Source organism: Bacillus rugosus (assembly GCF_023238245.1).
Lineage (GTDB): Bacteria > Bacillota > Bacilli > Bacillales > Bacillaceae > Bacillus > Bacillus rugosus.
In genome coordinates this window covers 335,642-349,869 of sequence record NZ_CP096590.1, presented here as the reverse complement: position 1 = coordinate 349,869, position 14,228 = coordinate 335,642, and the positions used below count along the sequence as shown (strand labels likewise).

Here is a 14,228-nt window from a genome sequence, read left to right as displayed (position 1 = left end):
TTTTATTGTGACAGCACAATCATCTTTTCTTCAGCTGAATTCTATTTTTATCAGCATTTTAATAGAAGCCATTCCGTTTATTCTGATTGGCGTTATACTTTCCGGAATCATTCAAATGTTTGTTTCTGAAGAAATGATTGCGAGGATCATGCCAAAAAACCGCTTTCTCGCCGTTCTATTCGGTGCGCTGGCCGGCGTTTTATTTCCCGCCTGTGAATGCGGCATTATCCCGATTACGAGGCGGCTTCTGTTAAAGGGGGTGCCTCTGCATGCGGGCGTTGCTTTCATGCTGACCGCGCCCATCATTAACCCTATCGTCTTATTTTCTACTTTTATTGCATTCGGGAATAGATGGAGCGTAGTCTTTTACAGGGGCGGACTGGCGCTCGCCGTCTCGGTGATCATTGGGATCATCTTATCCTATCAATTTAAGGATAACCAGCTTTTAAAGCCTGATGAACCCGGGCATCACCACCATCATCACCACACCCTGCTTCAAAAGCTGGGAGGGACCTTGCGTCATGCCATTGATGAATTTTTCTCGGTGGGGAAATATTTAATCATCGGCGCATTTATCGCAGCCGCTATGCAGACGTATGTCAAAACATCCACTCTGCTTGCGATCGGACAGAATGATGTATCCTCTTCACTCGTGATGATGGGACTGGCATTTGTCTTGTCGCTTTGTTCAGAGGTTGATGCGTTCATCGCGTCTTCCTTCAGCAGCACGTTTTCATTAGGATCGTTAATCGCCTTTCTCGTCTTTGGTGCGATGGTGGATATTAAAAACCTATTGATGATGCTTGCGGCCTTCAAAAAACGATTTGTTTTCCTGCTGATTACGTATATTGTCGTAATTGTCTTAGCGGGATCACTACTGGTAAAGGGGTGATTGGATGTTTCGTCTATTGGTGCTGATGGGATTTACGTTTTTCTTTTATCATCTGCATGCCTCAGGAAATCTAACAAAATATATCAATATGAAATATTCCTATCTTTCCTTTATTGCGATCTTCCTGCTGGCCATTCTGACAGCCGTTCAAGCATATGTATATATCAAGTCACCTGAAAAAGGCGGGCATCACCATGACCATGATTGCGGATGCGGATGCGGCCACGACCATGACCATGAACAAAACAAGCCATTTTATCAGCGTTATTTGATTTATGTTGTTTTTCTTTTTCCTTTGGTGTCAGGCATCTTCTTCCCGATTGCGACGCTTGACTCATCCATTGTCAAAACAAAAGGGTTCTCGTTTAAGGCAATGGAGAGCGGAGATCATTACTCCCAAACACAGTATTTGCGGCCTGATGCCAGCCTTTATTATGCACAAGACAGCTATGACAAACAGATGAAACAGCTGTTTAATAAGTATTCCAGCAAGAAAGAGATTACTCTGACCGATGATGATTTCCTAAAAGGAATGGAAACCATTTATAACTATCCGGGTGAATTTCTCGGACGGACGATAGAATTTCATGGATTTGCATACAAAGGAAACGCGATTAACAAAAATCAGCTGTTCTTGTTGAGGTTTGGCGTCATTCACTGTATCGCTGATTCCGGCGTGTACGGGATGCTTGTGGAGTTTCCGAAGGACATAAACATCAAGGATGATGAATGGATTCAAATTAAGGGCACTCTTGCCTCAGAATATTATCAGCCATTCAAGTCAACTCTCCCTGTCGTGAAAGTAACTGACTGGAATACCATTAAAAAACCTGATGATCCGTATGTTTACAGAGGGTTTTAAGTGAAGACGAAACCAGTACAAGTACTGGTTTCTTTTTTATTTCTTTTTCATCAGCATCAAATCAAGATAGAGCTGGCACCGTGTCCTGAAATCGCTTAAATCGATCGACGTCATCTCAGTAATCTGTTTGATGCGGTAATTCAATGTATTTTGGTGAATAAACAGCTGTTCTGCCGCTGGTTTTGTTTTGCAGTTGTTGAGGAGATAGATTTCCAAGGTTTTGAGCAGCTCAGTGCTGCTTTCTTCGTCTTTCGCTTTTAATAAAGCTAAATCTTTATTCTCGTATTCTAAAAATTCATTTTTCTGTTCGATGCTTTCTAAATAGCGGTAAATGCCTAGTTTGGCATATTCATATGGAATGTTTTCCTGATTGCCGGTGATTTCTGCGGCTTTGATGACTTCAAGTGCTTCTGTATAGCTCTTGCCGAGTTTTAAAAGGTGATCATATTCGTTTCCGATACCGATATAAATAGGGGTAGGTATTTTCTGAAAGTGAAAATGTGTTAACAGCTTGTTAATAAATTCTGAAGCTGCCGAGGAGACGGAGCTTTTTTGGGAAAAACTCGCTACGACGATAACAATATTTGATTCGATCGTTAAGACATGACTGACTTTATCCCGTAAATTCAGATACGACCTGATATTTTCCTTTAAATCCTCAACCGCTTCCCCATCCCCATTCGCGGCGTGCAGGATGACAACTGAAAACATGGAGGGCAGCACGGTGTTGATCCTTTCAGCTTCCCGTCTGAGTTCCTTCTCAGAGGTAAATTGCTGATAGATCGCCCGTTTGATGAGATCTTCTGCTTTTTCTTCCTTTTCTTGTTTCAGTTTGTTCGTTTTATAAATGATTTTCCCGACATGGAAAGAGGTCTCATACAAAAAGTCGAGTTCTTCTTCCGTCAGGTTTTGGTCCAGCTCCTGAACCCAGATGTAGCCCATAACTTCCCCTTTGTGCTTCGCACTCACGACCACCCTCTGGTTTAACCCAATGCTTTCAATTTTATTGACGCGAAAAGGCTCAGGTTCTGTTTTTAGTTTTTCAATGATTCCGTCCTTCAGAAACCTCTCAAAAATTTGAACCGGACATTTTTTTGAAAAAATAGTCTGCTGGTTGGCAGAATCAAAATGGTTAATATAGTAAGAATTATAGGCTAACAAAAAGAAATCCGCGCTTTCCAGTATGACTGGTTTTTGCAGTTCATAACTGATAAAATCAATCAGCTTATCAACATCTGAAAATGAAAAAACTCTCTCTAAAAGCTCTTCCATACCTTTTTCTCCTATACTTTTTTTACTTTAATCATATCCATACGGGGGCTTTTTGTATAGAAAAAAATACGTTTGTTTCCAAAAGAAAAAAACGTCCGCTTAAAAGGAGAAAAGAGGAAAAAGGGACAACCCCTTCCTCCTCCTTTCGATCTTTATTGTGACATTGTATCTTGGTAGTCTTTAAACTGGTCTTTGACCGTTTGTGACGGAGCCTGCGTCAATACACTGACGATATAGACAGATAATAGACTCGCAGCAAAACCAGGTATGATTTCATACAGAAAGTCCGAAAGACCGGCATTCGCCCAAATGATTACAGTTGCTGCTCCCACAATCATGCCGGCGAGTGCCCCCCATTTGGTCATTCGTTTCCAAAACAGACTGAGCAGTACAACCGGCCCGAATGATGCACCGAAGCCCGCCCACGCGTAGCTTACCAATCCAAGGATGGTATTATTTTTCTCCCAAGCAAGGAATAATGCGATGATAGAAATCACAAGCACAGCCATACGTCCCAAAAACACCAGCTCTTTATCAGAAGCCGAGCGTCTGAACATCGACTTATACAAATCTTCTACCAGAGAGCTTGATGTCACAAGCAGCTGGGAAGAAATTGTACTCATAATCGCGGCCAAAATAGCTGAAATCAGAAAACCTGTGATTATCGGGTGGAACAAAATATTCCCTAATTGAATAAAAATCGTCTCAGGGTCCTTCAGTATCATGCCATTCTGATGGTAATAAGCGATTCCGCCCAAACCGGTCAGCACAGCGCCGATTGCCGACAAAATCATCCAGCCCATCCCGATTCTGCGCGCTCTTTTAATCTCTTTGACTGACGTTATCGCCATAAAACGCACAATGATATGCGGCTGCCCAAAGTATCCCAAACCCCAGGCAAACAAAGAAATAATGCCAAGGATGCTTGTTCCTTTGAACATATTAAACATGTCTGGATCAACAGACCGGATTTCCGTAACTGTTTCACTTGCTCCTCCCGTGTGGAAAAATGTAACGATCGGAACAAGAATGAGTGCGGCAAACATAATGATCCCCTGAACAAAATCTGTCCAGCTGACTGCCAAAAAGCCGCCAAACAGGGTATATACCACAACAACACCAGTTACAACCCATAAGCCTGTATGATATTCCATCCCCAAAATACTGTTGAATAAAACGCCGCCGGATACCATTCCAGACGAAACATAAAATGTGAAGAAGACTAAAATCACAATCCCTGAAAACAGTCTCAGCAGCTTCGAATGGTCTCCGAAGCGATTCTCAAGGAACCCGGGAATTGTGATGGAATTCCCCGCTTGTTCAGTGTAGGTTCTCAGCCGAGGCGCAACATAGAGCCAGTTCGCCCATGCTCCAAGGCAAAGTCCGAACACTATCCAAATACCGCTCAGACCAGTTGAAAACATGGCACCAGGGAGACCCATCAGCAGCCAGCCGCTCATATCGGCAGCGCCGGCACTGAGAGCGGTTACGGCCGGACCCAAAGAGCGTCCTCCAAGCATGTAATCCGTCAGATTCGACGTACGCTTGTAAGCAAAGTAGCCGATCAGCATCATCCCCGCCATATAAATACAAATCGAAATAATCAGCTGTGTGTTTTCTATGGCACTTCCTCCTCTTTTTTATGGTATATGGATGAAATGGACATCCCCGCAGGGAGGATGCCCATTTAGTCCCGCTTTAGAACATTTCACTGATTGTTTTTGCTTGCATATGCAGTGCCAAGTAATCCGGTCCGCCTGCTTTTGAATCCGTTCCGGACATTTTGAAGCCGCCAAACGGATGGTAGCCGACGATAGCACCTGTACAGTTGCGGTTGAAGTATAGGTTTCCAACATGGAATTCCTGTTTCGCACGCTCGATGTGCTTGCGGTTGTTTGTGATAACCGCGCCTGTCAAACCATATTCAGTATTGTTTGCCACTTCTAAAGCTTCATCAAAGTTTGTCACTTTACAAAATGCAACGACAGGTCCGAAAATTTCTTCCTGCATGAGTCTTGCTTTCGGATCAAGGTCAGCGAAGATTGTCGGTTTGATGAAGTATCCTTTCGAATCATCACCAGTACCGCCGCTTACTAAACGCCCTTCCTGTTTTCCGATCTCAATATAGCTCATAATTTTATCATAAGAACCTTGGTCAATGACAGGTCCCATATAAACATCCGCACTGTCAGGTTTTGCTGTTACTTTAGATTCTGTAATTTCAATGACACGCTTCAATACTTGATCATACACTTTTTCATGGACAACTGCACGTGAACCTGCAGAACATTTTTGTCCCGCAAATCCGAACGCTGATGTAAAGATGGATTGAGCTGCCAATTCAATGTCCGCATCCTCATCGACAACAACCGTATCCTTACCGCCCATTTCAGCGATAACACGCTTTAAGTGCTGCTGGCCTGGCTGAACCTTCGCCGCGCGTTCGAAAATTCTCGTACCCACTTCTCTTGATCCCGTAAATGTGATAAGGCTTGTTTTCGGATGGTCAACAAGATAGTCGCCGACTTCCGCTCCGCTGCCTGGCACAAAGTTGACTACGCCTTTAGGCAATCCGGACTCTTCAAGGACCTCAACAAATTTTGCAGCAATGACAGGTGTAGCGCTTGCAGGTTTTAGAACTACTGTGTTTCCAGTAACGATCGGCGCCACTGTTGTTCCTGCCATGATCGCAAACAAGAAGTTCCAAGGCGGAATAACAACTGTTACACCAGTCGGCGTATATACATATTGGTTTTTCTCGCCTTCACGGCTGTTGACTGGTTTGCCTTTTGCCAGTTCGATCATTTGGCGTGCATAATACTCCATGAAGTCAATCGCCTCAGCTGTATCAGCATCCGCTTCGTTCCAAGGCTTTCCTGCTTCTTTTACAAGCAACGCGGAGAATTCATGTTTTCTTCTGCGGACTTTGGCAGCAGCGCGGAACAGGACAGCCGCTCTTTCTTCAGGAGACGTGTATCTCCACTCTTCGAATGCTTTCGCAGCTGCTTCAATCGCTTGCTCAGCATGCTCTTGAGAAGCTTTTGACACTCGGCCGACGACTTCTTCTTTATCAGCCGGGTTGATCGAAACGATTTTCGCTTCTGTTTCCACTCTCTCGCCGTTAATGACAAGCGGGTAGTCTTTTCCTAAATATTCGCTAACTGTCGCAAGCGCTTTTTTAAACGCTTCCACGTTGTTTTGATCTTGGAAATTTGTGAATGGCTCGTGTTTGTAAGGTGTTGTCATGATAATCTCTCCTTTTTTACTTCTTTGTCATTCCTTTGAAAGCAAATGCAATGTTTGACGGACGTTCTGCAAGGCGTCTCATAAAGTAGCCGTACCAATCTTCGCCGTATGGCAGGTAGACTCTCATGTTATAACCTTCTTTTACGAGGTTGAGCTGGGTTTGCGACCGCATGCCGTACAGCATCTGAAATTCAAACTGGTCATTGGCAATGCCATGTTCCTTGGCAAGCTGCTTTGTATAGTCGATCATTTTGTCGTCATGTGTCGCAATCGCTGTATAGTGACCGTTTAAGAGCTGCTTTCGGATGATTTTTTTGTAATTTTCATCGACATCGCTTTTCTCCGGGTAAGCTACTTTTTCCGATTCTTTATAAGCTCCTTTTACAAGGCGAAGGAACGGGTTTAAAGAATCCAAATCGTCAATGTCTTTTTCCGTCCGGTATAGATAGGCTTGCAGCACTGTGCTCACATACTCGTATTTCTTTCTGAAATCCTTGAAAATATCAAGCGTTTTCTGGCATCTGACTTCATCTTCCATGTCGATGGTGACCATGATTTTATGCTTCTCGGCCGTCTGAAGGATTTTCGTCATATTTTCATACACCAGATCCATATCTATATCGAGACCTAAAGACGTCATTTTTAAAGAAACGTGTGAGTTCAGCTGCTGATCCGCAATCGTCGCAATGGTTTGAATGCACTCTTCCGTACGCTCCCGTGCGACCTCGGCGCTGTTCACAAACTCTCCTAAATGATCGACAGTAACTGACAAGCCTTGGCTGTTAAGCTGTCGAATGGTCGGGATTGAACTGTTAAAATCATTCCCTCCGATAATTTTACCCGCTGCTACCCGGCTTCCCCAGTTCTTTGCCATTTTATTAAGAAAGCCGCTTTTGGATAAAAATAAGAAAAAATCTCTTGTGATCACTTCCAACCTCAACACCCCGCAATCTAAGAAGTATTTGTATGAGTTTATTGTAAATGGACAAAACCGACGTTCACAATATTCTCAAAATACAAAGATTCTGATTATTTTTGTGGTTTTACCACAATCAGATAGTTAGAAAGTCGGGGAATCCTGTCGAATAAAGGAGAAAAGGAAGCGACAAAAAACACATCAGCTTCCTCCATCCTTCCACACTTCTTCAACCGTATTTAAAAGTAACCGATTCAATTCAGGCGTCATATCCTTTTGTTCTGCTTTCAGCGTTTTTGCTACTTCCATGATTCTTTCGATTTCTGTTTCAATGAATTGGTGAATGACATGAATTCGCGCTTCGAGATCAAGCTCTTCGCCTCTTCTTTTCCGTACAAGTAAGGTTTCCATTTCTGCCTTCAGCTCAGGGTCATCAACAAGTTCATTCATCAAAACAGTAAAATCCATTGGCGGAATGGTCCCGTGTTTTTCAATCCATTTGCAAGCCAAAATAGGCCGAAGCACGTAGAAATACTTTTTGATTTTGACTTCTTGCCCTTGAAGGTAATCCTTGACGTTCCTTCTCGCCATATTGATATAGTGATACACGCTTGCTTCAGGCTTAAATGCCTCCGTCCGCAGTTTTCTTAACTGCTCTGCAGTCGTAAATGCTTCGTAATACACAATGTCTGAGGACAGCCATTCAAGGAGCGGCGGGTTTGATTTTTTGAAGAGGCGCAGCGTCTTTCTCAGCTCCCAGCCGCTGATATCCAGCAAATCGTGAATCGGCTCCTCAATGACATCACGCTCCTGCTCAATTGAAAAATACCACTCCTTTTTCGGCACATAAATAAAGCGGACATCATAATCACTGTCCCGCGACGGAAATCCCCATGCGCGGCTTCCTGACTCAACAGCATATACGATTTTGACTCCGTATGACTGCTCGATTCGTTTTAATTCATCAATGATCCTTTGTTTCATATCTATTCGTCTCCAGTCTGTTCTCATTCCGGCAGTTTGCAGAAAAAAACCGCCTGATGATGTGCGGCGGCCTTTCACGCTTAACAGCCTTTTAGATGCTGTTTAAAGAAAGCAAGTTTTTCTGTTTGAAAGGCAGGGATATACTCATGCCCGAAGTAGCGGTACACCTTGAGCTCTTTCTCTGTCTCCAAGTGGTTGTAGGCGGCAAACACGGTTGACGGCGGCGTGACCTTGTCAATCAGACCGATCGACATCAGGACAGGCACCTTCACTCGGTCAGCGAGATTCATAATATCGAAATATGTAAGTGTCTTCATCGCCTGCTCTTCCGTTTCCGAGCTGCCATTTCTTCTAAAGAAGGAATTGATTTCAAGGTACGGCTGTTCAAGCGCCACATCAATGGCCCGTTCAAAGTTGCTTAAATAAGGATAATCAGCAACCGCGGCTTTCGGAATGTCTGACAGAGCTGCTGCGGCAATGGTTAAGCCTCCGCCTTGGCTTCCGCCTGTCACACCGATTCTTGTTTCATCGACTTCGTCAAAGCTGCTGATGACTTCAAGCGCCCGGACAGCGTCTAAATAAACGCCCCGGTAATAGTATGTATCTTTATCAAGGATTCCTTTCGTCATCCAGCCCAAAACGTGGCCGTGCGGAGAAATACTCGTATCCTCGCTGCTCTGCTGGCCGCGGACAAGCATACCGAAAGCGGCATATCCGTGGAGCGCCCAGTTCACCATTTCATGAATCTCACCATCATAGCTTGCGTTGTAGCCATGATATTTGACGATGGCCGGATGCGGGCCTTCCTTGTCAGGCACTGCGTACCAACCGGCAATGCTGGCATTTCCGAAGCTTTTATATGTGAGGCGATACACCTTGACTCCATCTGCAGGATAATCAACCGGCTGTAAATCAGGTGCTGCTTGGACTTTCGCAAGTTCATCCAAAGATGATTTCCAAAACTCAGAAAAATCTTTCGGTGCTGTTTTTTCAGGTTTATACGTTTGCAATTGGTCAAGCGGCAGATCGAATAGTTGCATTTCCGATTATTCTCCTTTGTTTTATAAGATTTAGTTTGTATTCCTATACTACCACGTTTCCTCTCTGTTTTCTAAATATTTTCACTTTTGTTTTCCAGACAGTCTTCATCAAACGTTTGTTTAAGACTTTCCCGGCTCAGTTCCATAAAAGCCTGAGCTGTCAGACTGACATAGCGGTTCTTTAAAAATACGAAGACGAGGGTTCGGGATGGCGCGGATTGAATAGATAAATAGATCACACCCGGGTCTCTTTCCCTTCTGACCATATTCGGTGCCATTGTCACACCTAAGCCATTAGCCACAAGAGATTGGGCGGTTTCAATATGGCTCGTTTTAAAGGCAGTATTCGGCTTAAAACCGCTTTCCGCACAGAGATCGAGAACTGTCCTTCGAAATCCGAAGCCTTCTTTTAACAGGATAAACGGCACGTTCCTTACCATGTCAAGCGGCACGCACAGCTGGCAGCCCCCCTTTCCTTCCAGCGCTTTTTCAATCAGCGCGATCATTTCCGGCGGCATCCACCTTTGTTTTTCCTTCGGCACTGCGAGAACAATCGGTTCCGTGAGCAAGGGTGTAATGGAGAGCCGTTCATCCTCAATCGGCAAGGATAAGACAGAAAGGTCAACCTCTCCCTTTGCCGTCATCTCTTCTAAAGAAACAGGGTCTTTTTCAACAAGCTGAACCTCCACATGAGGATAGCGCGCCAAAAACTGCTTCAGCAGTGGCGGAAAAAGATATCTCCCCGTTACAGCAGGAACCCCAATGGAAAGCTTGCGCCCAAGCCCCTGAGACCGTTCCTGCATCTCCCGTAGCAAGTCATCTCTGGAACGAATGATGCCCTCGGCTTTTTCAATAAAACGCCGGCCGTGGGGTGTCAGCGTAACAGAGCCGTGGGATCTGTGAAAAAGCGTAAGCCCCAGCTCAGCCTCAAGCTTTTTGATTTGCTGGCTTAGAGAGGGCTGAGCGATATGAAGATGCTTTGCCGCCTTTGTAAAGCTTTGGCGCCGGGCGATTTCCGCTGCATATTCCATCACTTTAATATCCATTTCAGCCTCCATAGGTTGAGCCTATCGTTTTTATCATTTTTATATCTTGGACGAATCATAACAGAAATTGCTAACATAATCCATATCATCATTTACAAAAAAAGGGGCTGGTTCACATGAGAAACGAAACACCGTTTTCTAAAAATGCCGAGATGTACCGGGATGAGAAGGTATTTGCCGAGGGAGAAGATTTAGGGTTAATGATCAAAACGGCGGAATGCCGGGCAGAGCAGCGGCTGCTGGATATCGGAGCTGGTGCTGGCCATACAGCGCTGGCATTTTCCCCATTTGTACAGGAATGCATCGGCGTTGACGCGACGAAAGAGATGGTAGAGGTTGCGTCCTCCTTTGCACAAGAAAAAGGAGCGGGAAATGTACGCTTTCAGCAAGGAACGGCAGAGTCACTCCCCTTCCCAGACGATTCATTTGATATTATCACCTGCCGATACGCGGCCCACCATTTTTCAGATGTCCGCAAAGCCGTCAACGAAGTTGCGCGCGTGCTGAAAAAGGACGGACATTTTCTGTTGGTCGATCATTACGCGCCTGAAGATCCCATTCTTGATGAGTTTGTCAATCATTTGAACCGGCTCCGTGACCCTTCCCATGTCCGGGAAAGCTCATTATCAGAATGGCAGTCGATGTTCACCGCTAATCAACTGGGCTATCAAGACATCCAAAAGTGGAATTTGCCGATTCAATACGAAAGCTGGATCAAACGCGGCGGAACACCCGCCGACCGGGAAAAGCAAATCATCACTCACCTGAATGATGCATCAGACGAAACACGTGACACGTTCTGCATCAAATGGAATCAAAATGGACAGCCCGTCTCCTTTTGTTTAAAAGCGATTTTGATACAAGGGATAAAACGATAAAAAAGCCGTGCGCACCGCACGGCTTTTACATCGGCTGATAAAGATCCCAGCCGATTTTTAACGTCTCTACAATGTAATCAGCAACCTCTTCCGGAGAAAGGTTGTCTGTTGCGACTTTTGAATTGTGTTTGTCGTAAATGACTTTTCTTTCGTTAAACAGCTGTTCCATTTCATCCATTGAGCGATTATGGAGCACAGGGCGGCTCTCGATCAATAAGTCCGCTCGCTGCTTCCAGTTCTCCCATGACAGGTCCAGATGAAGCACGAGACAGTTTTCCAGACAGCAATTTCTGATTTCCTCTTGTTTAAAAGATCCCCCGCCCAGAGATACGATTTTGAATCGTTTATGACGGCAGATGTCTAAAATATATTCCTTCTCCGTTTTCCGGAAAAAGTCTTCTCCCTTTTTCTCAAACATCTCAGGAATTGTCATATTGAAATCCTTTTCGATCTCTTGGTCAATATCAATAAAATCTCTATATAATTTTTTAGCGACCAATTGGCCGATTGTTGTTTTTCCTACACCCATGAATCCGATCAGGACGATATTTCTTTCTCTTACTGGGATGGCTCGTTTAGCATTCATCTTCGGCGAAATCCTCCTAAGGAATGAAATTTTATATTCATTATATGCTTATTTAGCGAATATTCATATAGATACCGGCTTTACCGGTCAAGCTTATAGTGCGCTTTGTTGTTTAGCCATTTTTGCCTGAATGACATTCATTGTACAACATTTCCGCAGGTATTTTAATACTTCGACGCAAAAAAGCATTAAAACCTTCCGCCCTTATTGTTTTCCAGCTGACTCTTCGATGGAAGGGTCTTTTTCTGCATGATAAAATAAATAGGAAGGGAGAAATGGCGATGATCATTTGGATAAACGGGGCATTCGGTTCCGGAAAAACACAAACAGCCTTCGAACTGCACAGAAGGCTGAAACCATCTTACGTGTATGATCCCGAGAAAATGGGTTTTGCGCTGCGCTCCATGGTGCCGCAGGAGATCGCAAAGGACGATTTTCAAAGCTATCCCTTATGGCGGGCGTTCAATTACAGTTTGCTAGCTTCTCTGTCAGATACATACCGCGGCATCATTATTGTGCCTATGACGATTGTACATCCTGAATACTTCAATGAGATCATCGGCAGGCTCAGACATGAAGGCAGGATCGTTCACCACTTTACACTAATGGCTTCAAAGGAAATCTTGTTAAAAAGGCTGCGCACCAGAGCAGAAGGAAAAAACTCATGGGCCGCCAAACAAATTGACCGCTGTGTTGAAGGTTTATCATCACCCATTTTTGAGGACCACATTCAAACAGACAACCTGTCAATTCAGGATGTGGCAGAGAACATTGCCGCGAGAGCCGAACTCCCATTAGATCCTGATACGAGAGGCAGCCTCCGAAGGCTCACCGACAGATTAATGATAAAGCTGAATCATATCCGCATCAAATAAAGCTTCTGTACACGACAAAAGCCCGCTCCGAGAGCGGGCTTTCTTCAACTTATCTCCACCAGTCATCAAACATAGACGCCGGAACCTGGCGTTTATGTTCAGTCATGCTGTAGCGTTTTTCCAGCGCTTCTGATACTTTCGCTGATACTTCTTTTCCTTCGAGATAATCGTCAATCTCGTCGTAGGAAATGCCAAGCTCTGTTTCATCCGACTGCTGCGGTTTTTCGTCGAGCAGATCGGCAGTCGGTTCTTTTAAGTATAAGCGTTCCGGTGCACCCAGCTCTTTCAGCAGGGTTCTTCCCTGGCGCTTCGTCAAGCCTGTCAGCGGCAGGAGGTCTGCTCCGCCGTCACCGTACTTCGTAAAGAAACCAGTCACTGCTTCAGCAGCATGGTCTGTTCCTAACACAAGCAGGCCTTCCTGGCCGCCGATCGCGTATTGCGCGATCATTCTTGTTCTTGCTTTTACGTTTCCTTTATTAAAGTCAGTCAGCTGATCGCCTGTTTCCTGCTGATACTGATCAGAAAAAGCGCTGACTGTCGATTTAATATCAAACTTCCATGATTTATCCGGCTTAATAAACTTCAAAGCAAGCTGGGCATCGTCTTCATCCTGCTGTGTGCCATGCGGAAGACGGACAGCGATAAATTGAGCGTCTCCGCCCTCCTCGCGAATGCTCTCCACCGCAAGCTGAGCGAGTCTTCCCGCAAGTGTTGAATCCTGGCCGCCGCTGATTCCCAATACAAAGCCTTTAGCACCGGTTTTCTTTACATATTGTTTTAAAAAATTGACTCGGTCCTCAATTTCTTGCTTTGGATCAATTGAAGGCTTCACATGTAATTCACGCATAATCTTTTCCTGCATGCTCATCCCATTCATTCCTCCTGTACAATTCGCTGTTTCTTATTTGATCATTTCCCCAAATTGGTGAAAATGAATCATGACAATTATGTATCCTTATTAAATATAGCACAGGTCTTGATTCACAGTGAACAAGAGAGATCAGCTGACTTCCACCCGTATTGACGTTACACTATCGCCATTGCACTTGCCTTTTTCTATCGGGCAGGAAGAAAACGCGACAATTAAATCCATCTCCGCCCGCAGCCTTACATAGTCCCCGGCATTCGAAAGCGGCGTCTCCACAGACAGGTTCCCTTTCTCATCAAGAACAGTATTCATAAAAATTGCAAACGGGTAATGCATGTGAGGCTTCGGTACGCCAAACTGCTCAAGCGCACGGTTCATATTGTCATAGCATGTATCCTGAAACTCATCCTTTTGCTTGCCGTATAACAGCCTGTTCATATCAGGACGGCAGGCGGGAAGCAACAGATCATGCTTGCCCACCGTATCTTCAATCAGCGTCAGCATCGGTTTGTATAGATTCGAGTAGATATGATCGTTGACTTTCACATGAATGGAATGATTGGCATCAATCGTTGCTCCCTGATCAAGATGCTCATAAAAATCCTTGGCATGGTACGCAACAAAATCAGCAACCTGCTGCCCTTCCACATCAACCACCTTTAAAATCTGCCCCTTTTTCAGCTTCAGCCCAAGCCCTTTTTTCGGCTCCACGATATATTGCTTTGTCATTGCTTCGCTCCTTTTTTCATTAGTATGAGCGTTC

14 protein-coding genes are annotated in these 14,228 nt (G+C 44.6%); 4 read left to right on the top strand and 10 right to left on the bottom strand.

What is annotated here, in order from left to right; genetic code table 11:
* The first annotated feature begins 7 nt into the window (after nucleotides 1–7).
* Nucleotides 8–892 (top strand): permease, encoded by an 885-nt coding sequence (locus tag M0696_RS01870; protein WP_079996503.1) that lies wholly within the window; start codon nucleotides 8–10, stop codon nucleotides 890–892.
* Nucleotides 893–896: 4 nt separating this feature from the next.
* Entirely contained in the window at nucleotides 897–1,754 is an 858-nt protein-coding gene (locus M0696_RS01865; RefSeq protein WP_222143511.1) for a TIGR03943 family putative permease subunit, read from the top strand.
* A gap of 36 nt (nucleotides 1,755–1,790) precedes the next feature.
* On the opposite strand, the gene putR is transcribed toward M0696_RS01865, so the two are convergent.
* From putR to M0696_RS01830, 7 genes are all read right to left on the bottom strand, one after another.
* Complete coding sequence (gene putR / locus M0696_RS01860) at nucleotides 1,791–3,026, bottom strand: proline utilization transcriptional regulator PutR (RefSeq protein WP_166854346.1); 1,236 nt, start codon at nucleotides 3,024–3,026, stop codon at nucleotides 1,791–1,793.
* A 152-nt stretch (nucleotides 3,027–3,178) separates the two neighbouring features.
* Nucleotides 3,179–4,633, bottom strand: coding sequence for a sodium/proline symporter PutP (putP, locus tag M0696_RS01855; RefSeq protein WP_166854738.1), 1,455 nt, complete (start codon nucleotides 4,631–4,633; stop codon nucleotides 3,179–3,181).
* A gap of 91 nt (nucleotides 4,634–4,724) precedes the next feature.
* A complete protein-coding gene (pruA, locus tag M0696_RS01850) occupies nucleotides 4,725–6,272 on the bottom strand; it encodes an L-glutamate gamma-semialdehyde dehydrogenase (RefSeq protein WP_222143510.1) in 1,548 nt (515 codons plus the stop codon).
* Nucleotides 6,273–6,288: 16 nt separating this feature from the next.
* On the bottom strand, nucleotides 6,289–7,200 hold the full coding sequence (gene putB / locus M0696_RS01845; protein WP_166854739.1) for a proline dehydrogenase PutB: 912 nt from the start codon (nucleotides 7,198–7,200) through the stop codon (nucleotides 6,289–6,291).
* A gap of 189 nt (nucleotides 7,201–7,389) precedes the next feature.
* The gene (locus M0696_RS01840; RefSeq protein WP_166854348.1) at nucleotides 7,390–8,172 is read right to left on the bottom strand and encodes a nucleotidyltransferase domain-containing protein; all 783 of its coding nucleotides are present in this window, start codon (nucleotides 8,170–8,172) and stop codon (nucleotides 7,390–7,392) included.
* Between the two features lie 80 nt (nucleotides 8,173–8,252).
* Nucleotides 8,253–9,212: a cephalosporin C deacetylase gene (gene cah / locus M0696_RS01835; RefSeq protein ID WP_248602423.1), complete on the bottom strand. Its 960-nt coding sequence runs from the start codon at nucleotides 9,210–9,212 to the stop codon at nucleotides 8,253–8,255.
* A 71-nt stretch (nucleotides 9,213–9,283) separates the two neighbouring features.
* On the bottom strand, nucleotides 9,284–10,258 hold the full coding sequence (locus tag M0696_RS01830; RefSeq protein WP_222143508.1) for a LysR family transcriptional regulator: 975 nt from the start codon (nucleotides 10,256–10,258) through the stop codon (nucleotides 9,284–9,286).
* A 116-nt stretch (nucleotides 10,259–10,374) separates the two neighbouring features.
* Between M0696_RS01830 and M0696_RS01825 the strand changes: the two genes are divergently transcribed.
* Nucleotides 10,375–11,136, top strand: a complete 762-nt coding sequence (locus M0696_RS01825; RefSeq protein ID WP_166854351.1) for a class I SAM-dependent methyltransferase — start codon at nucleotides 10,375–10,377, stop codon at nucleotides 11,134–11,136.
* A gap of 25 nt (nucleotides 11,137–11,161) precedes the next feature.
* On the opposite strand, the gene M0696_RS01820 is transcribed toward M0696_RS01825, so the two are convergent.
* Nucleotides 11,162–11,722, bottom strand: a complete 561-nt coding sequence (locus M0696_RS01820; RefSeq protein ID WP_166854352.1) for a shikimate kinase — start codon at nucleotides 11,720–11,722, stop codon at nucleotides 11,162–11,164.
* A 281-nt stretch (nucleotides 11,723–12,003) separates the two neighbouring features.
* Between M0696_RS01820 and tmrB the strand changes: the two genes are divergently transcribed.
* Nucleotides 12,004–12,597: a tunicamycin resistance ATP-binding TmrB gene (tmrB, locus tag M0696_RS01815; protein WP_166854740.1), complete on the top strand. Its 594-nt coding sequence runs from the start codon at nucleotides 12,004–12,006 to the stop codon at nucleotides 12,595–12,597.
* 49 nt (nucleotides 12,598–12,646) lie between these two features.
* On the opposite strand, the gene nadE is transcribed toward tmrB, so the two are convergent.
* Together nadE and M0696_RS01805 are read right to left on the bottom strand one after the other, a co-directional pair.
* Nucleotides 12,647–13,465, bottom strand: a complete 819-nt coding sequence (nadE, locus tag M0696_RS01810; RefSeq protein WP_222143507.1) for an ammonia-dependent NAD(+) synthetase — start codon at nucleotides 13,463–13,465, stop codon at nucleotides 12,647–12,649.
* Between the two features lie 132 nt (nucleotides 13,466–13,597).
* Nucleotides 13,598–14,194: a DUF1989 domain-containing protein gene (locus M0696_RS01805; RefSeq protein ID WP_222143506.1), complete on the bottom strand. Its 597-nt coding sequence runs from the start codon at nucleotides 14,192–14,194 to the stop codon at nucleotides 13,598–13,600.
* Nucleotides 14,195–14,228 lie beyond the last annotated feature (34 nt).